Source organism: Enterococcus sp. AZ156 (assembly GCF_051714165.1).
GTDB lineage: Bacteria > Bacillota > Bacilli > Lactobacillales > Enterococcaceae > Enterococcus_B > Enterococcus_B pernyi.
Genome location: NZ_JBIORI010000001.1, coordinates 1864013 through 1887385, shown reverse-complemented (window position 1 = coordinate 1887385; position 23373 = coordinate 1864013). Strand labels below are relative to the sequence as shown.

The 23373-nt window shown below is 37.5% G+C and carries 23 protein-coding genes; 15 read left to right on the top strand and 8 right to left on the bottom strand.

What is annotated here, in order from left to right; genetic code table 11:
* The first annotated feature begins 1 nt into the window (after window position 1).
* The 3 genes from citF to IGJ95_RS08940 are packed head-to-tail and all read left to right on the top strand — an operon-like array spanning window position 2 to window position 3461.
* A complete protein-coding gene (citF, locus tag IGJ95_RS08950; RefSeq protein ID WP_438761748.1) occupies window positions 2–1534 on the top strand; it encodes a citrate lyase subunit alpha in 1533 nt (510 codons plus the stop codon).
* Window positions 1527–2066, top strand: a complete 540-nt coding sequence (gene citX, locus IGJ95_RS08945) for a citrate lyase holo-[acyl-carrier protein] synthase (RefSeq protein ID WP_023519909.1) — start codon at window positions 1527–1529, stop codon at window positions 2064–2066. The genes citF and citX overlap by 8 nt, the downstream gene beginning before the upstream one ends.
* Window positions 2067–3461 (top strand): oxaloacetate decarboxylase subunit alpha, encoded by a 1395-nt coding sequence (locus IGJ95_RS08940; RefSeq protein WP_438761746.1) that lies wholly within the window; start codon window positions 2067–2069, stop codon window positions 3459–3461.
* Window positions 3462–3754: 293 nt separating this feature from the next.
* On the opposite strand, the gene IGJ95_RS08935 is transcribed toward IGJ95_RS08940, so the two are convergent.
* Entirely contained in the window at window positions 3755–4528 is a 774-nt protein-coding gene (locus IGJ95_RS08935; RefSeq protein ID WP_194179983.1) for a Cof-type HAD-IIB family hydrolase, read from the bottom strand.
* A 142-nt stretch (window positions 4529–4670) separates the two neighbouring features.
* On the opposite strand from IGJ95_RS08935, the gene IGJ95_RS08930 reads away from it, so the two are divergent.
* The 3 genes from IGJ95_RS08930 to IGJ95_RS08920 are packed head-to-tail and all read left to right on the top strand — an operon-like array spanning window position 4671 to window position 7160.
* On the top strand, window positions 4671–5021 hold the full coding sequence (locus tag IGJ95_RS08930) for an SdpI family protein (RefSeq protein ID WP_010735097.1): 351 nt from the start codon (window positions 4671–4673) through the stop codon (window positions 5019–5021).
* Window positions 5002–5718, top strand: a complete 717-nt coding sequence (locus IGJ95_RS08925) for a response regulator transcription factor (protein WP_010735098.1) — start codon at window positions 5002–5004, stop codon at window positions 5716–5718. The genes IGJ95_RS08930 and IGJ95_RS08925 overlap by 20 nt, the downstream gene beginning before the upstream one ends.
* The gene (locus tag IGJ95_RS08920) at window positions 5718–7160 is read left to right on the top strand and encodes a sensor histidine kinase (RefSeq protein ID WP_019722958.1); all 1443 of its coding nucleotides are present in this window, start codon (window positions 5718–5720) and stop codon (window positions 7158–7160) included. The genes IGJ95_RS08925 and IGJ95_RS08920 overlap by 1 nt, the downstream gene beginning before the upstream one ends.
* Window positions 7161–7237: 77 nt before the next feature.
* Here the strand turns inward: IGJ95_RS08920 and IGJ95_RS08915 are convergent, their stop codons facing one another.
* From IGJ95_RS08915 to IGJ95_RS08905, 3 genes are all read right to left on the bottom strand, one after another.
* Entirely contained in the window at window positions 7238–7750 is a 513-nt protein-coding gene (locus IGJ95_RS08915) for a hypothetical protein (protein ID WP_010735100.1), read from the bottom strand.
* Complete coding sequence (locus IGJ95_RS08910) at window positions 7737–8465, bottom strand: hypothetical protein (RefSeq protein ID WP_019722957.1); 729 nt, start codon at window positions 8463–8465, stop codon at window positions 7737–7739. The genes IGJ95_RS08915 and IGJ95_RS08910 overlap by 14 nt, the downstream gene beginning before the upstream one ends.
* Window positions 8466–8950: 485 nt before the next feature.
* Window positions 8951–11149: an LTA synthase family protein gene (locus IGJ95_RS08905; RefSeq protein ID WP_375148596.1), complete on the bottom strand. Its 2199-nt coding sequence runs from the start codon at window positions 11147–11149 to the stop codon at window positions 8951–8953.
* A gap of 385 nt (window positions 11150–11534) precedes the next feature.
* Between IGJ95_RS08905 and IGJ95_RS08900 the strand changes: the two genes are divergently transcribed.
* From IGJ95_RS08900 to ybaK, 3 genes are read left to right on the top strand one after another with little or no spacing between them, the layout of a single operon-like run.
* Window positions 11535–12704, top strand: a complete 1170-nt coding sequence (locus tag IGJ95_RS08900; RefSeq protein ID WP_065095976.1) for a class I SAM-dependent rRNA methyltransferase — start codon at window positions 11535–11537, stop codon at window positions 12702–12704.
* 16 nt (window positions 12705–12720) lie between these two features.
* Complete coding sequence (aroD, locus tag IGJ95_RS08895) at window positions 12721–13476, top strand: type I 3-dehydroquinate dehydratase (protein WP_023519905.1); 756 nt, start codon at window positions 12721–12723, stop codon at window positions 13474–13476.
* Between the two features lie 20 nt (window positions 13477–13496).
* Window positions 13497–13982: a Cys-tRNA(Pro) deacylase gene (ybaK, locus tag IGJ95_RS08890; RefSeq protein WP_438761744.1), complete on the top strand. Its 486-nt coding sequence runs from the start codon at window positions 13497–13499 to the stop codon at window positions 13980–13982.
* Between the two features lie 113 nt (window positions 13983–14095).
* Here ybaK and IGJ95_RS08885 read toward each other — a convergent pair whose 3' ends face one another.
* Entirely contained in the window at window positions 14096–15355 is a 1260-nt protein-coding gene (locus IGJ95_RS08885) for an NAD(P)/FAD-dependent oxidoreductase (protein WP_010735106.1), read from the bottom strand.
* 112 nt (window positions 15356–15467) lie between these two features.
* Here IGJ95_RS08885 and gdhA point away from each other — a divergent pair, with 112 nt between their 5' ends.
* A complete protein-coding gene (gene gdhA, locus IGJ95_RS08880; protein ID WP_023519903.1) occupies window positions 15468–16817 on the top strand; it encodes an NADP-specific glutamate dehydrogenase in 1350 nt (449 codons plus the stop codon).
* A 111-nt stretch (window positions 16818–16928) separates the two neighbouring features.
* The gene (locus IGJ95_RS08875; RefSeq protein ID WP_438761742.1) at window positions 16929–18275 is read left to right on the top strand and encodes a glucose-6-phosphate isomerase; all 1347 of its coding nucleotides are present in this window, start codon (window positions 16929–16931) and stop codon (window positions 18273–18275) included.
* Window positions 18276–18755: 480 nt separating this feature from the next.
* On the opposite strand, the gene IGJ95_RS08870 is transcribed toward IGJ95_RS08875, so the two are convergent.
* Window positions 18756–19130, bottom strand: a complete 375-nt coding sequence (locus IGJ95_RS08870; RefSeq protein ID WP_153829730.1) for a hypothetical protein — start codon at window positions 19128–19130, stop codon at window positions 18756–18758.
* A gap of 302 nt (window positions 19131–19432) precedes the next feature.
* Here IGJ95_RS08870 and IGJ95_RS08865 point away from each other — a divergent pair, with 302 nt between their 5' ends.
* From IGJ95_RS08865 to IGJ95_RS08850, 4 genes are all read left to right on the top strand, one after another.
* On the top strand, window positions 19433–19630 hold the full coding sequence (locus IGJ95_RS08865) for a cold-shock protein (protein ID WP_010735111.1): 198 nt from the start codon (window positions 19433–19435) through the stop codon (window positions 19628–19630).
* Between the two features lie 173 nt (window positions 19631–19803).
* Entirely contained in the window at window positions 19804–20241 is a 438-nt protein-coding gene (locus IGJ95_RS08860) for a GNAT family N-acetyltransferase (protein WP_438761740.1), read from the top strand.
* 225 nt (window positions 20242–20466) lie between these two features.
* Complete coding sequence (locus IGJ95_RS08855) at window positions 20467–20859, top strand: hypothetical protein (RefSeq protein WP_062805015.1); 393 nt, start codon at window positions 20467–20469, stop codon at window positions 20857–20859.
* Between the two features lie 213 nt (window positions 20860–21072).
* Window positions 21073–21270, top strand: a complete 198-nt coding sequence (locus tag IGJ95_RS08850) for a cold-shock protein (RefSeq protein WP_153829731.1) — start codon at window positions 21073–21075, stop codon at window positions 21268–21270.
* A 491-nt stretch (window positions 21271–21761) separates the two neighbouring features.
* Here IGJ95_RS08850 and IGJ95_RS08845 read toward each other — a convergent pair whose 3' ends face one another.
* The gene (locus tag IGJ95_RS08845; protein WP_438761738.1) at window positions 21762–22826 is read right to left on the bottom strand and encodes a type I restriction endonuclease; all 1065 of its coding nucleotides are present in this window, start codon (window positions 22824–22826) and stop codon (window positions 21762–21764) included.
* A gap of 116 nt (window positions 22827–22942) precedes the next feature.
* Window positions 22943–23371, bottom strand: a complete 429-nt coding sequence (locus IGJ95_RS08840) for an ImmA/IrrE family metallo-endopeptidase (RefSeq protein WP_019722947.1) — start codon at window positions 23369–23371, stop codon at window positions 22943–22945.
* Between the last annotated feature and the right edge of the window lie 2 nt (window positions 23372–23373).

The following is a 23373-nucleotide window of genomic DNA, read 5'->3' as shown; positions in this document are numbered from 1 at the left end:
AATGGTTGTAAATAAAGTTGGCAAAGAGATTCCACAAACAGCAACAGTTGCTCATCGTCTGTACGAAGGTGAGTTGGACCATATTGAACCATACAAGGAAGCCAGTAGAAACATCCATCCTGTCCGACCAAATGAGAAAAAAATAGTGGGAAGTCTCAAAGAAGCCATTGAAAAAACAGGGCTGAAAGATGGAATGACGATTTCTTTTCATCATCATTTCCGTGAAGGAGACTTTGTACTTAATAAGGTCATGGAAGAGATTGCCTCGTTAGGAATCAAAGATATCACGATCGCACCAAGTTCAATCGCAAATGTCCATGAACCTTTGATTGATCATATAAAAAATGGCGTTGTGACAGGAATTACCACAAGCGGTTTGCGGGATAAAGTAGGTGCAGCGATTTCGCAAGGAATCATGGAAAAACCAGTAATCATTCGTTCCCATGGTGGACGAGCGCGAGCAATTGCATCCGGTGATCTGCATATTGATGTCGCTTTTTTAGGGGCGACGAGTTCAGATGAATATGGAAATGCCAATGGAACCACTGGAAAGACCATTTGCGGATCACTAGGTTATGCCATGGTCGATGCAAAATATGCGGATCAAGTGGTCATCCTCACAGATACATTAGTTTCTTTTCCTAATATCCCAATCAGTATTGCACAGACGGATGTCGATTATGTTGTAGAAGTGGAAGCGATAGGTGATCCCGAAGGCATTGCCAAAGGTGCGACACGCTTTACTAAAAATCCTAAAGAACTTTTGATCGCAGAGTATGCAGCAAAAGTTATCACTCATTCGCCTTATTATCAACAGGGATTCTCCTTTCAAACTGGCACAGGTGGTGCGGCACTGGCAGTTACCCGTTTTTTACGCGAAGCAATGTTGAAAGACCAAATGACTGCTAGTTTTGTTTTAGGTGGAATTACAAATGCGATGGTGGAATTACTGGAGGAAGGTTTAGTAGAAAAGATTATTGATGTCCAGGATTTCGATCATTTATCTGCGATTTCTTTAGGTGAAAACAACCAACATTATGAAATAGATGCAAGTATTTATGCTTCTCCAGCAAGTAAAGGTGCTATGGTAAATCAGCTAGATACAGCCATTGTGTCTGCGCTAGAAATCGATACGGCTTACAATGTCAATGTCATGACTGATTCAGATGGAGTGATTCGTGGAGCTGTTGGCGGGCATCCAGATACAAGCATGGGTTGTAAAATGAGCCTGGTGATCACGCCACTCGTTCGTGGACGGATACCCACTGTTGTTGATCATGTCAATACGGTTGTGACTCCCGGAACTAGCATTGATGTCTTAGTTACGGAAGTAGGTATCGCCATCAATCCTGAACGTCAAGATCTGATCGAGTATTTTAAGGGTGTAGATATACCGCAATATACGATTGACGAGCTTAAACAAAAAGCATATGCCATCGTTGGCGAGCCTTCAGCCATCCAGTATGGCGAAAAAATCGTTGCCTTGGTGGAATATCGCGATGGCACATTGATCGACGTGGTCAAAAATGTGTAGCAAATTATTCAATGGACCAATTGTGACGCATGAAGAGATCCTTATCGCAAGAGAGGCCCGTGCTAAAAGACAAAGAAAATTATTGGTAGCAAATCCACAACATGTGTTGCTTTCAGCAACTACGAATATACCAGGTCCTGTCAAAACGTCAGAAGAAATCGCACAAGTCTTTCATATAGTGGTCGAAGCTATAGAAGAATGTGTTTCAGAAGTCACTCCATTGGTCCAGTTGTACCGTAAGAAAAAAACAGGTTACGAGTATTTTTTGCTTCTTCCTTTAAGAAAAGAGCTACTAAAAAAGCGCATGATCGAACTCGAAGAAACATGCCCCTATGGTCGATTAGTTGATCTTGATGTACTTTTTTGGGAAGAAGGAAAGATGCAGCAGTTGAGTCGCGAGATGCTGGGATATAACCAACGGACATGTTACGTGTGTAACGAAGTAGCCAAAGTTTGTAGTCGCGAACAGAAACATTCCCTTCAAATGATACGCACACATATCCAGCAACTTGTTGAGAAAGGAAGGAAGTAAATGGCAAAAAAAATCCAAATGATGGAAACCGTTTTGCGTGATGGGCAACAAAGCTTGATTGCCACAAGAATGAGTACAGCAGACATGTTGCCAATCCTGAAAACAATGGATCAAGCAGGCTACCATTCATTAGAGATGTGGGGTGGCGCTACCTTTGATGCGTGCTTACGTTTCTTAAATGAAGATCCATGGGAGCGTTTGCGTATGATTCGTTCACAAGTCAAACAAACAAAGCTACAAATGTTGCTTCGAGGACAAAACCTCCTTGGGTACAAAAATTACGCAGATGATGTAGTCAAAGAATTTGTCGAGAAATCGATCAAGAATGGCATTGATAGTATTCGTGTGTTTGACGCATTGAATGATGTCCGAAATTTACAGACTGCTATTGTGACAGCTAAAGAAGCTGGTGGTCATTGCCAAACAGCTATTTCTTATACGACGAGTGAGATCCATACGATCGATTATTTTGTAAGGTTAGCAAAAGAAATGGCGGATACTGGAGCAGATTCGTTATGTATCAAAGATATGGCGGGCGTATTGACCCCGCAAACGGGTTACAAATTGATCAGTCGAATCAAAGATGCTGTTCCATTACCATTAGAAGTCCATACCCATGCAACAAGTGGGATCGCTGAAATGACCTATTTAAAAGCAGTTGAAGCAGGGGCGGACATCATCGATACGGCTATCTCTTCTTTTGCGGGTGGAACGAGCCAACCTGCAACTGAATCAATGGCTTTGGTGCTTGAAGAAATGGGCTATGAGACAGGGTTAGATATGAAAAAAGTAACAAAAATAGCAGAATACTTCAATCCGATCAGAGATCGTTTTCGCGAAGAAGGGATGTTAAATCCTAAAGTCAAGGACATTGAACCTAAAACATTGATTTATCAAGTGCCTGGCGGTATGTTATCTAATTTATTAAGTCAGTTGACGGAACAAGGATTACAAGAGAGATATGAAGAAGTATTAGCAGAAGTGCCAAAAGTTCGAGCAGATCTTGGCTTTCCTCCACTCGTTACTCCGTTGTCCCAAATGGTAGGAACGCAAGCGTTGATGAATGTACTTTCTGCTGAGCGATATAAACTCGTCCCAACTGAAATCAAAGAATATGTTCGAGGGTTGTACGGCCGTCCTCCAGCACCAATCGCTGAAGCCATCCAACAAACAATCATTGGCGATGAACAAGTGATCCAAGAGCGACCCGCAGATTTACTAGCACCTCAATTGCCGCTACTCAAAAAAGAAATCAGTGAGTATGCAAAATCACCAGAAGATCTTTTAAGCTATGCCTTGTTCCCTCAACAAGCCAAAGATTTCTTAGGGCGTCGCGAAGACCGCTTCTATGACGTACCACTGCAAACGGTTGAAGTGATGATCGACATGGACTGATGTCAAAACAAGGATTCGGTTTTTAGCCGCAGTTGAGAGATAGTAAAATAAAGGTGGATATATGTCATTTTAGAGATGTTGAGTAGATAAAATTCCCTACTCATGGACTTAGGGGCGATGTCTGAATCCTCAGTCTTGGGCGAGATTAACAATAAAAAAGGAACTGCTTGAACAGTCCCTTTGGAAAGCGCCGCTAAAAAAGGCGCCAAAAATTTCATTCGGTATAGTAGAAATAGTCGTCCTCTGTTAAAGTGACGGCTATTTCGTTTTGTCATGTTCAAGCAGTTCCACAATCAAATCAATTCAAAATGCTTCAATGCGTGAACGATCCCGCCTTCGGTATTTTTCTTCGTAATGAAGGTTGCAAGTTCTTTTAACTCATCATAGGCATTGCCCATTGCGATTTTGTGATCGCAAGCTTCGAGTAAGGCAAAATCGTTCGGTCCGTCACCAAAACCAAAAGTCGGAACATTTTCCAATTGTAACGTTTCTTTTAAGTGTTTGACGCCTGCACCTTTTGAAATACCCTTTCTGACCGTATCAATCGAATAAGGACTATTGCGGTAAAAAGTCATGTCTGGGAAACGTTCATGATAATATTCATCACCTGATTCGGAAAGAATCAGCAACATATTGATCGGATGATCCTGAAAAGCGGAAGGATCGATTGGTGGCACATCTGAATGGATAAAGCCATAAGCTTTTCTCATGGTCTCTGTGTGATGAGTACTCCAAATGTTCTCTCTATTATAAAAACAAAGGGCATGACCTTGCTCTTCGATATGGTCACGCATTTTTTGACATTCTTCTTTAGAAAAGCGTACAGAATAAATTTCTTCTCCCTCTACGCTAATGCAAGAACCATTCATTGTTACAGCGGAAGTAATACCCGCATCACGCATGATTTGTTTGATTTCCATTTCTGTCCGTCCAGTAGCGATAACAGGTAGGATATCATTCTCTTTTAATACTTGGATTGCTGTGGCGATCTCAGGAGTTATTTTAGAATGTCCATCTAATAAAGTTCCATCGAGATCGAAAAATGTGATTGCTTGATAGTTTGTCACAAATAAAACTCCTTTTTCATTTGACTATCTTTATCTTATCAAAGAATGAACAAAAGACAAACGTTTCGTGAAGAATTACTGAACTTATTGGTTCAGCAACCATTTTAGAGTATACTATAGACAGAGATTGGAGAGTGAAATCATGATTTTTTTAACAGTTGGTCTTTTTTTGACCTTGATAGGGCTCTTATTTTTAATTTTGCCTTCTAAAGGTAATTTACCTTTCTATGGTTATCATTCAGAACGTGCCACAAGATCCGACGAACATTGGCGGATTGCCCAACGAACAAGCGGAAAATATTTCTTGATTTTCGGATTATTGATGACCTTGATCGGCTACGGATTAAAAATCACAGGACATACCAATTTTTTTATTATTGAAATGTTGGTCTTAGTGTTTCCGATCATGCCGATTTTTATATTAACAGAAAAAAAATTACAAACTTACGATTTGATAAATGGAGGAGACGAGCATGAACATTTTAATGATTGAAGATAATCAATCCGTATCTGAAATGATGCAGATGTTTTTTTTGAATGAAGGATGGGAAGCAACCTTCAAATACGACGGAAAAGAAGGATTAGATGCGTTTTTAGAGAATCCGCAACATTGGGATATGGTCACGTTGGATCTTAATCTTCCGACAATGGATGGCATGATGGTTGGACGAGAAATCCGAAAAGTTTCTAGTACAGTACCAATCATCATGTTGACCGCCCGAGATTCTGAAAGTGATCAAGTGATCGGTTTAGAGATGGGAGCTGATGACTATGTCACTAAACCTTTTAGTCCCTTGACATTGATTGCACGTATGAAGGCATTACACCGTCGTAGCGAATTGGTAGAAACAAAAGAAGAAAATCCATTATCTGATCAAAATTTTGACATCCAAACCGATCACTTCAAGATGAATACGAAAACGCGTGAAGCCTACTTGAATAACCAACCGATCGATGGATTGACACCAAAAGAATTTGATCTTTTATTTACATTAGCAAAAAAACCAAGACAAGTGTTTTCAAGAGAACAGTTATTGGAACTCGTTTGGGATTATCAATATTTTGGTGATGAACGAACCGTCGACGCCCATATCAAAAAACTGCGTCAAAAAATCGAGAAAGTAGGCCCACAAGTGATCCAGACCGTTTGGGGAGTAGGCTATAAATTTGATGATTCAGGTGTTGCCTGATGCGCTATTTATACCAACAATTACTGGCATTTTGTGGGATGATCGCGATGATCATCTTGATCGTCGGTATTTCTTTTACGCAATTGACCAAGCAGACCATCGAAGAAAATAATTACCAACAACTTTTTGGTTATGCCGAGTCGGTGGAGAAAACGACCCAAACCTTTGCGGATACGTTTCCTCAATTCAATCAAGATCAAGCATTCCAAAATGCGTTGGAACTGACTGAACAAGTATTAACTGAACAAAATGTCAATTTTATCTTTATTGATAAATATGAGCGAGTGATTTATCCAACTGCTGGGGTTTACTTGAATTTTACGATTACAGCAGATCAATGGGAAAGTTTGAGAAGCGGTCGCCAAGTCAAGTTTACTTCAAATAAAAATATCTCAGGAGAGAATCAAGCCACATCCTATGCTTTGGTTCCTTTCAACTTGAATCATGAGTTTTATGGGGGATTAGTTGTAAGCCAACCAGCCAGAAACATCGACAATAGCGTGCGATCAGTCACCTTGAATCTCTTCAAAGGCTTCATCTTCTCAAGTATCATTGCAATCATCGCAAGCTATGCCTTTGCGGCTTTCCAAGTCAAACGGATCAATCGTTTGAGAAATGCTACAAAAGAAGTCACGAATGGCAACTTCGATGTGCAATTACCTGTAAATGACAAAGATGAATTTGATGAATTAGCAGATGATTTCAATAAGATGACCAACTCACTGAAAGAATCACGAGCAGAAATCGAGGAACAAGAGAATCGGCGCAGACAATTCATGGCAGATGCTTCCCATGAAATGCGGACCCCTTTAACAACCATCAATGGCTTGTTAGAAGGCTTAGAGTATAATGCCATCCCAGAAAACCAACGGGAAAATGCCATTAAATTAATGAAAAATGAAACTGAACGTTTGATTCGTCTAGTCAATGAGAATCTAGATTATGAAAAAATCAGAACGAATCAAATCAGTATGGTCATCAAAAAATTTGATGGGACAGAAACGTTAAAAAACATTGTTGCTCAATTGGAAGCAAAAGCAGAAGCTGCGGGTAATCAATTGATTTTAGAAGCACCTGAACAATTAGACGTATACGCTGATTATGATCGGTTTGTACAGATCATGGTCAACATTATTCAAAATGCGATCCAATTCACTGAAAATGGAACGATCACAGTCACATTAGAAAAAGGTTATCTTGAAACGATCATCAAAGTGACCGATACTGGTATTGGTATGTCAGAACAACAAATGAAAAGCATATGGGATCGCTATTACAAAGTTGATCCATCTAGAAAAAATACAAAATATGGCGAATCCGGCTTAGGGTTACCGATCGTTCAACAATTAGTTCGATTGCATAAAGGAAAACTCGACGTAACAAGTGAGTTAGGAAAAGGAACGACATTTACTGTAAAATTACCAGATGTTGAAATCGAATGATAACTAAATCAAAAACCGTTAAAACAAGGCTTCTCTCTTGTTTTAACGGTTTTTTTATGAAGATCAACAAGCACAAGTCAACTCGCTTCTTTACAATCAGTGACATATGGGCTTTCGGCAATCGAAAGATCATGAGTCAACAATAAGATCGAAAAAGAATGATCGTTGACTAAATCGCAAAGATTTGTCAAAAGATCTTGAATCTCGATAATCGACAAATCATCGATAGGGTCTTCGATGATCAGTTTATTTTTATCGGCGAGGATCGCATGCATCAGTTGCAATTTGATTCTTTCATACGTGCTCAATTCACTTACTGATTTTTTGAGCAACGAGGAATCTATCATTAGCTTATCTTGCGCTTGTTCCTGTTTGGCTTTTTTTTGTTTTTCGGGGATGTCCAAAAATACTTGTTCTTTTAAATTAAGATAAGGGAAGAACGGCCAATTTTTTTGAACGATCATCAGATCAGTTCGTTCTGAAGCAAGGAGTTGTGCTTTGATCTCTGTGAAAATCACCTGTTGTTCGGCTTTCGAACCGATCAGAACAGTAAAACCGCTAAATGATATCAGTGAATCATGTTGGTTCATCAATGATCAGCTTCTTTCTTTTTAAAAGTCGATTTGAAATCATGAAAAGACAGGTACTAAGTAATGTGCTAATACTAACTAAACAAATGATCGTCTGTCCGATCCCTTTTAAGGTATCTACTAAAAAGTTATCGCTAAAAAAATCGATCATGAAAAAACTATTTTGATCAATCGAGATCGATAAACCATTTCCAGAAGAAAAGACACTTGGTAAATTCGGTAGTTCGAAGAAATCTAACAGAGCCAAATTGATTTTTTGGAGTAAAGCTTGATAGCCATTTTGGAAAGCAAAAACGATCAAAAGAACGCCAAGACAACTCAGAACTAATGGAATCAAGGATTGCCAAAAAACAAAGAAGAACATTTTTGGTTTGGAAAGACCCGCTAATCGCCAATTGATGATTTCCATACGATGACGATAGAGTGAGAGTAAAAAGAAAAAAAAGAAACACAAGGCAAACAGTGCCAGTATACAACTGATCACAACCAGATAGGCTTGTTGAAGCGTTTCTGATGAAGGCAAGTTTTCTTTGACATCAGAAGCATCAAATATCAACACCCGATCTTGGATTTGTTTGTGTAAAGTGGTTTGTAGATTATATAAGTTAAAGCTGATCAATAATAGAAAAGCAGAAAAGCTTGAAAACAAAGTATATAGAAATGTTTGTTTTTTGTAATAAAGTAATCGTGCGGTAGAATAACGGATCATATTCATACTTTTCACCTCAAGAATAGTATAAAAAATGAATATGAATAAAGTATGAAAATCATTTAGTGAAAAACCGAAATAAAGGAAGGCTTGTCAAGTAGGACAAGCAAAAGGAACCTGAAGGCGTATAAAAAACTTCTTTAGTGACGCTATTCTTTTGGTCCTACTATGAGATCCAGTGCAAAAACTAATAGGGAAATGTATCAATTTCAAGATTTATGAACGAGCGATGAGTCCCCAAGAATCAAATGATTTGTCTGGGATCTTAATCGTTTCAGACTTAGAGTATGTATGAGGGGACAGAGATGCATCGAATATGATTAGTAGCATCTCTTTGCACTTTCAATCGTGCGGGTAAAAAAAATCACTGAGTAGAAATAAGCAAATCTATTTATATCGCTAGTTATTAGATCAAAAAAAGCACCCGAAGAAAGGATTTCCTCGAGTGCTGTTCGTTGAGTGATAACATTCGCTACTTATTCTCACGTTGTTCATTCGTTGTTTTCTACTGCATCTTCACTATCCGTAGGTTCCTCGGTAGGAATACCATGGATATCTTGGAAAGTTTTTGTTTCGTAAAGATTTTGTGTCGTTTGATTGTTGTTCTCACTGAAGACGCTTGTTGATTTGTCACCAAGTGAACGCTCGGCATCATTTAGATGTTGCAAGCCATTTTTGTAATCAAACTTAGAAGTATCAAGTGGTTCTAAACCACTTTCTGTATAAAATCGAAGTAGATCGCCATTGTTGATCTGGTCTGAAACGGCGAGTTGCTTGCTGACTGCTTCACGTAAGGCAGTAACTTCTGCTTGTTGTTCTTCAGTCATATCGGATAGGACTTCACCTGTTTGGGTATCGTAGACAGCTCCACCATAATAGGTATATTTAGGTGAAACGAAGTCACCATCACGGAAAGCGACTAACTGGTTATTATCAGGTGAGAAAAGATCTTGTCCTAATTGGATATAATTTTTTGAATCAACACCTAACAAATGAAGCAATGTCGGTAAAGCATCTACTTGGCCACCGTACGTATGATTGATTCCACCTTTTGTTTGTCCGGGGATATGGATCATATATGGCACGCGTTGCATCGCTGCATTGTCAAAATTTGTCCATGTCGAACTTGTTTTACCAACTAATTCAGCTAAAGATTTGTTTCTTGTATTAGAGATCCCGTAGTGGTCACCGTATAAGACGATGACTGAGTTTTCATACAAGCCACTTGCTTTTAAATAGTTGAAGAATTCTTCTACCGCTGTGTCTAAATAGTTAGCTGTCGCAAAGTAACCATTGATTGTTTCATCGTTCGTATTAGCTACTGGGAATCCAGCTTCCTCATTCGTGAATTTTGAATAAGGGAAGTGATTCGATACAGCAATGAATTTTGAGTAGAAGGGTTGTTGCATCCGTTCTAAATATTGGACGGATTGTTCAAAGAATGGTTTATCATGTAAACCGTATTGGAATGAGTTATCGTCATTCACGTCATAGTATGAAGCATCAAAGAAGTAATCATATCCAAAACTCTTATAAGTTTCGTTACGGTTCCAGAATGTACCAGCATTCCCATGGAATGCTGCACTGGTATAGCCTTTTGTTTGTTTTAAAATATTTGGTGCTGCTTGGAAAGTATTCTTACCACCAAGTTGAGTGAATAGCGATCCTTGGTTCAAACCGAATAATGAATTTTCCATCAATGTCTCTGCATCACTTGTTTTTCCAGCTTTTACTTGATGGAAGAAATTGTCAAAACTAAATGTTTCATTACTGTGGAATAAACTATTCAAGAAAGGTGTTACTTCGTGTTCTACGCCATTTTCGTCTTTCAGTTTATAATCGATCACAAACTGTTGTAAGCTTTCTAAATGGATATAGATAACATTCTTACCCTCAGCTAATCCATAGAGATCTTGGTTTGGTTGCGCATAATGTTCTTTGACGTAAGTTGCTACTTCTTTCATATCATTTGGACTTGCTTCAGCTCGTACTTGGTTCGTTTGGTAAGTTTGGATACCGTCGTATACCATGAACGCGTTCAGTCCAAGATATTTAACTAGATAATCACGAGAGAATGTACGTGTCAATAACTCTGGGCGATCTGCTTCAGCTAAAAATAGATTTCCAGAGAAGATCATCACTGCTAATGTAGTAAAAGCAAACGCCATTCGAGCGCGTACAGGACGTGGGTCCATTTTGATTTTTTTCGTTGCTAAAAGTGCAATGATCAAAATGATATCGATCCAATAAAGGACATCATAAGGACGGAATAACCGTAAGGCACTTTCGCCTAAACCACTTGCGACTTTTCCGGCGCCTAGGATCGCGTTGATCGTAATAAAATCAGTGAACTCACGATAATAGATGATGTTAGAAAATAAGAGCAAGGTCAACAAGAAATAGATGACTAGCATCGTGATATACGCTGCTTTCGTTCGTCTAACATATAAGGCAATCCCTAAAAGAAGGATAGTCGTTGCGATTGGGTTGATGAACAAGATAAAATATTGGATGCCACTCTCGATCCCTAAATGGAAATCAAATAGATAAGTAGCAATCGTTTTGACCCATAACAAAACTGCTAGTAAAGAAAAAAATCCGAGCCTTTTATTTAAAAAAGCGGGTGTTTTTATTTTCAAATTAATCTTCCTTTCTGCACTCTTACATAAAAAAAGAGTGACATGAAACATACTCACGACTCACATACTCCTAACCATTTTACTAGTAGACCAAAATAGTGTCAATTGAAAGTACAAATCAAGCTTGATAGATTAAGATTTTCTTTAAGATCGCTAAGTTTTGTACAAAAATCTACACATGAATAGGGAGGACAAAAGTGCGCAGCACTGAGAAATCATCATGGAAAATCGGAAATCATTCTTCAAATTGTCGTTTTTCAAATTTTTTTCTGAAAGAGCTACTTTCGGAACACTGTGCATTTCGTTTTAGTGGGAGATAAGGAGTTTTTATTTTAGCTCTTTTCTAAGGGAAACTACCTATAAGACAAGGAATCTCTAAGACAAGAAGCGTGTTTTTTGTTATACTAAAAGGGAGAATGAAAAAGCAGGTGAGCCAATGAAACTAACAATAAAAAAAAGAGCAGTCAAAAAATTTTTAAAAGGCTATCCATTGATCCAAGAAGAAGATCTAGTCCAAATGAAAAAAACGACGGAATGGGTAGAGTTAATTGATCAGCAAGGAAAATTTTTAGGAAAAGGCTATTTAGGAAAACAAAACAAAGGGATTGGTTGGGTACTCAGTCAAAAGGATGAACCATTTGATCAATCATTTTTTGAACTAAAATTTCTGACAGCTAAAGAAAAAAGGACAAGCTATTTTAATGATGAGCAGACAACAGCTTTTCGTTTGTTCAATGGAGAAGGGGATGGGATCGGTGGTTTGATCATTGACTACTACGATAGCTTTGCTGTCTTTTCTTGGTACAATGAAACCTTATATTTGGCTCGTGAAGTTTTATTAAAAGCTTTTCAAGCTGCTTATCCTGAAATTGTCGGAATCTACGAAAAAATTCGCTTTGAAACAACGCGATTACCGGAGAGCCAGCATGTGACTGGAGAAGAGGCCAAAGAACCACTACTTGTCCAAGAAAATGGAGTGACTTATGCCACTTATTTGAATGAAGGTCTGATGACAGGAATTTTCCTTGATCAAAAAGAAGTCAGAGGGGCATTGATCGATGGCTTAGCTTTAGGGAAATCAGTACTGAATATGTTTAGCTATACCGGTGCTTTTTCTGTAGCTGCTGCTATGGGTGGGGCAACAGAAACGACAAGTGTCGATCTAGCAAAACGAAGTTTGAAAAAAACTCGTGAACAATTTGAGGTCAACGGGTTGACACCGGATGCCCATAAAATCATCGTCATGGATGTTTTTGAATACTTTAAATATGCCCAACGTAAAGGTTTCTCTTATGATGTAATCGTTTTGGATCCTCCAAGTTTTGCTCGGAACAAGAAAAAAGTCTTTCGTGTAGCCAAAAATTATGGTGAATTAGTGAAAGATAGCTTGTCGATCTTAGCCGATGAAGGAATCCTGATTGCCTCAACAAATGCAGCCAATGTGTCGATTGATCAATTTCAAGCAATGATCGAAGATGAACTAATCTCTGCAGAGTATGAATACCAAATCAGCGGTGTTTATCGTTTGCCTGATGATTTTCAAACCATTGATTCTTTCCCAGAAGGAAATTATTTAAAGGTATTTGTTTATGAAATAAAAAAATAGAGAGGGCGTGAAGTAAATGTTTCAAGTAAAAGGAGTAAGATTTGGTACTGGACGTCCAAAAGTCTGTGCGCCCTTGACTGGTACAACTCGCGAAGAACTTCTGAGAGAAGCAATCCTGGCGAGGGAAGCCGGTGCTGATTTGGCTGAATGGCGTCTTGATTGTTATCAGGATGTCTTCAACAAAGAACAACTAAAGGAAACGTTAGTACTGATCTATGAAATGTTAGAAAGACTTCCATTGCTTTTGACTTTTCGAACCTTAGAAGAAGGTGGAACGCAAGATATTTCAATCAAAGACTATCACGATCTGTATAAATTTTTGATCGACACAGAATTAGTGGAAATGCTAGATATTGAGTTGTTCAAAATCGAAAGTATGGAAAAGGATCTGCTCCATGATATCCACCGCCGCCAGATCCCACTGGTCATCAGTAGTCACGATTTTAAAGAAACACCAGCAGATCCGGTCTTGCTGTATCGTTTGAATATGATGGAACATTTTGGTGCAAGTATCGGCAAAATTGCTGTGATGCCAAATAATGAACGTGATGTTTTACGGATGATGGAATTGACTCGTCGTGCACATGCGTTTGTGTCAATGCCTCTAATCACTATGTCAATGGGTGAGCTTGGCATGGTCTCTCGACTTGCAGGCAACGTGACAGGTTCAGCCATCACTTTCGGTGCGTTAGATGCGACACGAGCTTCTGCACCTGGCCAATTACCAGTTAAAGAATTAAAACAAATCATTAGTTTACTCAATGAAAATTAAGCTAGACGAAGGTGAAGATTTTGGCAAAGAAGAAACCAGTAAAAACGAATGCTATACGTATGGTAGAACAAAAAAAGATTGCTTATACAGAACATGAATATGCTTGGGATGAAGCACATATCAGTGCCTCATCCGTTGCTGCTCAGTTGCCAGGAAGTGAATCACGAATTTTTAAAACATTAGTAGCAGTGGGGAATAACACAGGTCCGATCGTTGCCGTTATCCCTGGAAGCACTGAACTTGATTTAAAAAAACTAGCAAAAGTCTCCGGCAATAAAAAAGTAGAAATGCTCCATCTCAAGGACTTGGAAAAAACGACCGGATATATTCGAGGTGGCTGTTCACCAATTGGTATGAAAAAATTATTCCCAACATTTATTGAAGAACAGGCAAAAGAATATGACCAGATCATTATTTCTGCTGGAAAGCGCGGATTGCAAATGGAACTTGCTCCAGAAGCAATCGCTGAGTTGACCAATGCAACATCTGTCGATATCAAAATTTAAAAACCACAAACAAAAAGCAAAACAAATGCTGAAAGATCGATCCATGAAAGGCGAACGACACGCGTTGCCTTTCATGGATGTTTCATTCAAGCAATGTTTTGCTTTTTTGTCTCTTACCATTGACTTTGCATGGCTGCGTGCATCCCTGAAACACGCCCCGTAGCAAAAGCTGCCGTGATATTAAAGCCACCTGTATACCCATTTACATCAAGTAATTCACCGCCAAAAAACAATCCGTTCAATACTTTACTTTCCATGGTTTTTGGATTGACTTCTTTTAATGAAACGCCACCACCAGTAACAAAAGATTTCTCGATGGGAAATGTCTTATGGATCAATAGCTCAAAGTTTTTACATAATTCAGCAAATTCTTGGATTTGTTTTTCGGTTGTTTGGCTACCAGTTAGTTCGGTCATTTCTAGACGTTCAAGATAAAATTGGAGTAGACGTTCAGGTAGAAAACCACGCCACGCATTGATCAAATTCTTTTTCGATTCCTTACTTAGTTCCACTAACTCCTGTATCAGTTCTTCGACTGATTTCGTCGGGAAGCAATCTAAAGAAACAGTTACAGGTGCCTGCGTTTTTTGTAGTTCATTGTTGATGAAGCTGGAACACCTTAAAGCTGCTGGTCCAGAGATCCCAAAATGGGTAAATAAAAGATCCATCGTGTGTTCCGTGATCACTTTTCCTTTTTGGTTCAAGACACGTAACGTGATATCTTGTAAAGAAAGACCTTGCAACACTTTATCCGCAATAAATGATTCCTCAGAAATCAAAGGAGACTCTGTTGCATAAAGTGGTGTGATCGTGTGGCCTACTTTTTTGACCAATTTATACCCATCACCCGTTGCACCAGTAGAAGGATAGGTGCGTCCACCAGTCGTCAAAATGACGCATTTTGCTTTAAATTCATCAAATTCAGTACGCACACCATAGATTTGGTTGTCCTTATGGATCAATTTTTCTACACGTTCACCAAAAAACATCGTGACGTTCAATTCATTCAGACGATGAACCAGTGCTTCAATGATCGTTTTAGATTTATTAGTCACTGGAAACATTCGTCCATGATCTTCTTCTTTTAAGTGAACCCCTTGTGTTTCAAAGAATTCCATGATGTCAAAATTGTTGTATTGAGAAAACGTACTATATAAAAATTTACCATTTCCTGGGATATGCGCAATCAAATCATCGACAGGGCGATTATTTGTGACATTACATCGACCGCCACCAGTCATCAATAATTTTTTACCTGCTTTTTTATTTTTTTCGATCAACAAGACACTGGCACCATACTCGGCTGCACTGATTGCAGCCATCATGCCACTTGTTCCTGCGCCAACAACAATCACGTCATAAGTTTTTTCCATTTTCTCACCTCACAGAGAGTGTAGCATATTTGAAGACGATTCGCAGAAAATGTTTTGACCTATGATTGAAATAAGCTAAAATAAAGTCAGATGAATAAAGGAGCGTGAACCTATGTCAAATGCAAAAGAATACGTACAAGCGATACAAGAAAAACTTCACCAAAAAGATGACGGCCAAATCGAGTTTCTGCAAGCGGTCGATGAATTTATGCCTACGGTCATCCAATTTTTAGAAAAAAATCCAGAATACATTGAAAAAAATATTCTAGGGATTTTAGTAGAACCAGAACGAGTGATCCAATTCCGTGTTCCTTGGCAAGATGATCAAGGAAACTGGCAAGTGAATCGTGGGTACCGAATCCAATACAATTCAGCCATCGGACCATATAAAGGTGGCTTACGTTTTCATCCAAGTGTCAATTTGAGTATTTTAAAATTCTTAGCATTTGAACAAATTTTCAAGAACAGCCTGACAGGCCTACCAATCGGTGGCGGTAAAGGCGGAAGTGATTTTGATCCAAAAGGAAAATCGGATAATGAAATCATGCGCTTTTGTCAAAGTTTCATGTTGGAACTGGCAAAACATATCGGACCTTCAATTGATGTACCGGCAGGCGACATCGGTGTAGGTGCTCGTGAGATCGGCTATATGTATGGTGCCTATAAACGACTGAAACAATATGATGCAGGCGTTTTGACAGGGAAACCTTTAGATTTCTGGGGAAGTAAGATCCGAACAGAAGCAACAGGTTATGGCTTAGTTTATTATGTGAAACACTTATTGAACGAAGAACAAGATTCATTTGCTGACAAAACAGTGATGGTTTCAGGCAGTGGGAATGTGGCAATCTATGCAATCGAAAAAGTCCATGAATTAGGAGGGAAAGTGGTTACTTGTTCTGATTCAGGTGGCTATATCTATGACCCAGAAGGTATCGATCTTGATCTATTAAAAGAATTGAAAGAAGTCAAAAGAGCCCGCTTAACAGAATACGTCAAAGAACGCTCATCAGCTGAATACCACGCAAATGAATCGGTTTGGACTTTGAAACAAGCGGCTGATATTGCTTTACCTTGTGCAACGCAAAATGAAATCGACGGACAATTGGCAGAGATCCTTGTAGAAAATGGCGTGAAGATCGTCGCAGAAGGTGCGAACATGCCATCCACATTAGATGCTGTTTCAGTCTATGAAAAAGCAGACATCTGGTATTGTCCAGGAAAAGCTGCCAATGCTGGTGGTGTAGCTGTATCTGCGCTAGAAATGAGCCAAAATTCACAACGATTGGTGTGGGAAAGCAGCCAAGTTGATGCGCAACTTGATGAGATCATGGCAACGATCTATCAAACATGTCGTCAAACTGCCAAAGAATTTAGTAACGAAAAAAATCTTTTGCTTGGTGCTAATGTGGCAGGTTTTGAAAAAGTCGCAAAAGTAATGGCTATGCAAGGTTTAGTCTAAAAAATGGAAGTTTCTTGCAAATATTAGAAGCTTCTCGCATATTTGCTTGAAAAATAATAAAAAAAAACGTAAAGTATATCTGTAGATTGAAACTTTTAAGGAGGAACAAAAATGGCACACATTCATTTTGACTATTCAAAAGTTGCACCATTTGTCAATGAACATGAGTTAGGCTATATGCAGAGTCAAGTTACTGCTGCAGACAAATTATTACGAGAAGGAACTGGCGCAGGTAGCGATTTCCGAGGATGGATCGACCTACCTACGAACTACGACAAAGAAGAATTTGCTCGTATCAAAGCTGTTGCTAAGAAAATCCAATCTGATTCTGAAGTCCTTGTGGTCATCGGTATCGGTGGTTCTTATTTAGGTGCTCGTGCAGCAATCGATTTCTTACAACATACCTTCTACAACTTGTTGGGAAGCGACAAACGCCAAACACCACAAATTTTCTTCGCTGGAAACTCAATCAGCTCAACTTATCTTGCTGACTTGATCGAAGTGATCGGCGACCGTGACTTCTCAGTAAATGTCATTTCAAAATCAGGAACAACGACTGAGCCAGCCATTGCATTCCGTGTATTCAAAGAATTACTTGTTAAAAAATATGGTCAAGAAGAAGCAAACAAACGCATCTACGCTACAACAGATAAAGCAAAAGGGGCTGTTAAAGTAGAAGCAGACGCAGAAGGATGGGAAACATTTGTGATTCCTGATGACGTCGGTGGACGTTTCTCTGTATTGACAGCAGTTGGTTTGCTACCGATCGCCGCAAGCGGAGCAGATATCGATGCCTTGATGCAAGGTGCTGCCGATGCAAGCAAAGCTTATTCAAGCGACAAACTTGAAGAAAACGAAGCTTACCAATATGCAGCAATGCGTAATATTCTTTACCGTAAAGGCAAAGTTACTGAATTGTTGATCAACTACGAACCAGGAATGCAATACTTCTCTGAGTGGTGGAAACAATTATTCGGCGAATCAGAAGGTAAAGACCAAAAAGGAATCTACCCTTCAAGTGCAAACTTCTCAACAGACTTGCATTCACTTGGACAATACATCCAAGAAGGACGTCGCAATATCTTCGAAACAATCGTAAAAGTTGAAAAACCACGTAAATCAATTACAATTCCTGAACAAGCAGAAGACTTGGACGGACTTGGTTATTTACAAGGAAAAGAAATTGACTTTGTAAATACAAAAGCTTTTGAAGGTACATTATTAGCTCATACAGACGGCGATGTACCAAACCTATTAGTTAAAATCCCTACAATGGATGCTTACACATTAGGTTACACAATGTACTTCTTTGAAATTGCTGTCGGCATTTCAGGTTACTTGAATGGCATCAACCCATTCGACCAACCAGGAGTAGAAGCTTACAAGAAAAACATGTTTGCTTTACTAGGCAAACCAGGGTTTGAAGACCTTGCGAAAGAATTGAACGAACGCCTGTAAGATGGGGGTTAGAGAAGATTCTTAGTAATGAAAACGACTAAACATGTAGGTGCCATTTTATTTTAATGGTACTACATGCAGAAAAGACAGCCGATTATTGGCTGTCTTTTTTTTGATGTAAATTGGACCAGTTGACCAGATGCTTTTTATCTTGATTGTTTAAAAAATCATCTGATTTACTTACAGCACGTTCTTTGACAAGGAGAGAGAGGTGACCATATATCTGGGGGATAGATACTTCTTTGTATCTAAGTATAATTGGAGTGAGAAATATATTTATGGAGGTAGTATAGTTTGATCAAGGTTTATTGACAAATAAAGCATACTAAATTTTTTTGTTAAAAAATTAAACTGCGTTTCCGTATGCATCAGTTATTGTGATCGTTCCTTCCTTAGAAACTCAATAAAAACCTACCGATCCTGATCCTCCTTGTTCAAGTATTGATTTACTTTGTGCATTGAATAGATAGTCTGATTCAATCATTTATAGAAAGTAACCACGATATCCTCATTTTGTAATTCAGGAGAATCACTGATAAGTACTTGCAATGCTCGTTCCTGAGAGGTTATTGCATTACCTACAAGGGGCGAAGAAGCAGCCGTTGATTCCGTTGTTACCTCAGATGATTGAGTAGAATTTATAGCTTCTTGAATTTGTGAAGGTTGAAATATTGATGAATTTTCTTGAAACGAACTCTTTTCATTTATTGAATTTAGTTCGATATTACTCGTTGAACTTATAGATTGGTTATCTGACTCTGTATTTTTTGAGGTAGTTGTCTCACAAGCAGCGAGTAAAAGAAGACTAGTTACTATACCAATAAAAACAATTTTTTTTATTATAATTTCTCCCATATATATTATTTATTTATCGTACACTTTATATATATATTGTAAAAAGATAACGCATCCAAATTAGCGTGATAATAATAATTACTTACATTAAACTTGTTTTGACTAGAGATAGGTATCATAAACTCTAATGATGTTTTGCGAGAGTTATTATTTGTGTTCTTAGCTGATACGTGCTATATTAAACAAGTAATCTAATTTGAAACGTAATCTGAGCGATATATTCACACTATAAAAACTCCTTTTACCAAGTAATGTTAATTGCAATAAAACACGTATGATTTACGTAATAGGAGGAAATATAGATGAATAACGGTACAGTAAAATGGTTTAACTCAGACAAAGGTTTTGGATTTATCACTGGTGAAGATGGACAAGATGTATTTGCACATTTTTCAGCCATCCAAGGTGAAGGCTTTAAGACTTTAGATGAAGGTCAAGCAGTTACTTATGATATTGAAGATGGTCAACGTGGACCACAAGCAGTAAATATCAATAAATAATTCAATAGACGAATTTGAACCATCTCTTTGTGAGATGGTTTTTTTGTTATTTGGAATAGATATGAAAATTTTGGAAACATTTGAAAAATCAAGTAAACTATTATTTAATAATCAGTAGGTAGAGATCGCAAGAATCAAATGCTTTTAAAGTAATTAGAAAAGAGGAAAAGTATATGGAATATGTCATTACAACCCAAGAACATTCTGATTGGCTTTCAGTAGCTAATTCTATCCGTCAATTTGAATGGAAAGCAGCAAAGTATATAGCAGAAAAAATGGAAAAACAAGAATTTACAGATTGGGAATCCGTGATTATTGCAAAAGATGGAAATCATGTTGTAGGATTTTGTACTCTTGTAAAAAAAGACATTATTGATACGAAGGACTACACGCCTAACATTGCCACTGTTTTTGTCGCGCCAGAATATCGAGGGAAGCATATCAGCCAAAAATTAGTTACAACAGGTGAAAATAAACTAAAGGAAATTGGTTTCGGCAGTGTATATATAACAACTCAACATGAAGGGTTATATGAAAAATGGGGATATCGGGAAATAACTAAGGAAAATGATCGGTTTGGACGATTGATGCGGGTATTAAAAAAAATTTGATGAATGAAAAATCCGAATGAATAGGAGCGGCTCATACTAAGCGATTAATCAGTTATTTGAATAAGTAAAACAAGTATGCAGACATATTTGTTCGTATTTATTGAACATTGGTTTGATGTTTTCATAAGCTCATTCTTAGTAAAAATCAAGGGAAATTCAATATGTTTTTCACAGATTATTTGTAAGATTAAGCGAATTCAAAAATACTGATAGGAAAATTTTTTCATGAAGAGAATTTTAGTAATTATTTTAGGTATAACAGTTTTATTAAGTGGGAGTATGTTTTGGAATAGTAGAGATGCGGCAGCAAAGGAGCAAGGTGGCACTTATCTTCTAGGCTGTACCATGAGAATAGAAGGAAAACAGTATAAATGGAGAGAAGCGTCATTTGGTGGTACGAACAGAGGGTATGAAATCAACCCAGGGAAATATCGCTACCAATTAAGTCCAAATCCACATAAAGATCCTTGGTATAATAAAAACCAAGTGAAGTTTTATAACCAAGGTGCTGATCAAATCGAAAAACAAGCAAATGAAGAGAAATGGCAGAGCAAGGGATGGCCTGATACTATCAAAAATATTACGATCCATGGTATTGAGTACAAATTGACAAAATAAAAATATTAATGGTACAAACTTATACTACTAAAATGATAAATCAAAAGAATAAGCGTAAATATTTGTATTCTTAGGTAATACATGGTATATTAAATAAGTAATCTAATTTGAAACGTAATCTGAGCGATATATTCACACTATAAAAACTCCTTTTACCAAGTAATGTTAATTGCAACAAAACACGTATGATTTACGTAATAGGAGGAAATATATATGAATAACGGTACAGTAAAATGGTTTAACTCAGACAAAGGTTTTGGATTTATCACTGGTGAAGATGGACAAGATGTGTTTGCACATTTTTCAGCTATCCAAGGTGAAGGCTTTAAGACTTTAGATGAAGGTCAAGCAGTTAGTTATGATATTGAAGATGGTCAACGTGGACCACAAGCAGTAAATATCAATAAATAATTCAATAGACGAATTTGAACCATCTCTTTGTGAGATGGTTTTTTTGTCTTTTTATCAAATAATAAGATTTGGAAAGAGAGTTAAATAAAGCTAATTTATGATATATACTAAATCATGTAAAAGGGTATACTTAGGCTTATTGAGATTTAAAATTTAAAACAGTATGTACATAAAAAGGAAAATGTATTGTAAGATTTTTAAAACTAGAACAGAAAGCATCAACGGAATGAAGATACACCAAAACAACGGCAGTTACGCCGCATCAATGTGTTGGTAAAATAATGTCAGCAAGTGATCTGTACTATTGATGCGTATGTTAGATAACGCTAGTCAATAAAATATATATAAGGTAAGCTGGAGACAAAGCTAACTCTAAATATTCTTTCTTCTCCTAAAACCGAGTGAACAGTGTAAGTAGAAAAGATTATTTGAATAGACAACAAACTCATAATGAGAAGGTGTTATAAATAATAGCGCTTTCTTTTTAGCGGTTATAAAAATTTATTTACCACGTTAATCATTTCTTTGGATAGGTTATAGATATCCATTGGTTCGGATAGCTCATAAATCGTCTTATTATCATCGTTCAATTCGATTTTCATACCAGATGAATTAAAACGAACACGTAAAATCCATTTTCTAATATTGTCGTCTAATAGGATATTAAAATAGCTTCTATTATCTCTATAAAATAGTCGGTTTAATGGAATGGTATCTTTTAAGACAACTTTGCAAATGGTATAAGCTTCTAGCTCTTCTGGAGTAGTAATAACTTCACTGTCACTTTCATCTGTTGTGTCTGATTGAGATTTAGCTTCATTTTCATCTGTAATAACTGATGTTTTCAATGCTGCACTTAATTTGTCATTTACTTTTTCAGCAATAAATTGATTCATTCCTTTTTTTATGATAGGTTTAAATTTTTCTATTGTCTGTTTTGTTTTCATCCCCTCATAAATTTCGCCTAATAGATACTTAACGAAGTTATCGGAAGGCTCATTTAATTCAGAAGTAAGATAAGATTTTAATGAACTGAGATACTTTAATTCTGCCGCAGAGCTTGTGATTTTATCAACGTCAAAATTATCTTTATGAAATTTTGCTAATTCAGGAATCTGGTTATCTTTAATTTTTGTGATATTTATAGTTAAAAAAGGTGTCAAATCCATCTTATTAGGCTCGTCTAAATCAGTAAAAAATTTATATTCTTCGCCATTTGTTAATATTCTAAACTTAGATGTTGTTGTTCCAAAATATCTGAACAATTGAGAATCATGTTTCGTTAGCTGTTGATTGATTGACTTTGCTTCGATTAATATAGTGGGTTTTCCATCTAAGACAATAGCATAGTCAACTTTTTCTCCCTTTTTTATGCCAACATCTGCTGTAAATTCTGGTACAAACTCTGTGGGGTTAAATAAGTCATAGCCCAAAGTTGCAAAGAACGGCATGATCAAAGATGTTTTGGTTGGCTCCTCTGTACCAATACTATCTTTTAGCTCAATAACTCTTTTACCTAACTGTTTTAAATTATCTTGAAACTTTTCCAATTCCATAATAGCCCTCCTGATAGTTTCTTACTCCCATTTAACTGCAGGTAGTAGTAGTCGCCAAATCTATATTATCGAGGACTTACCCCACTAAGTCCTAAATAAACATAATAGTACACTCATTAAATCAAAAACCGATAACAACTCTCTGGAAGACCATAAAGTCTTGTCAGTTCTTCCACTTCTCTTGGGTAGGTTTCCGTATCTTCTTTGTACAAGGAAACGATCAAGTTCGAAGCAAAGCAGTTAGCTTCGCTTTCAGACTTGCTTCTTGAATTTCTAGAGGATACATAGTAACTAGATATTTCTCGATGGAACAACGCGTGTCCAAGTTCATGGGCACAAATGTAAAAACGTTCTTCTGATTCTTTCAGTGAGTTGTTCAATAAAATAATAGGGGAGCCTAATAGTTCTTGAAACTGTCCTTTTGGATTATCGAGAAAAGAAACATATCTGATTTCTATTCCTAATTTTTCAGCAATCACAAAAGGATTGGCGGTATCATAGGTACGCTTCAGTTCGCTTACTAGTTTGATAATATCCATCTCCATAT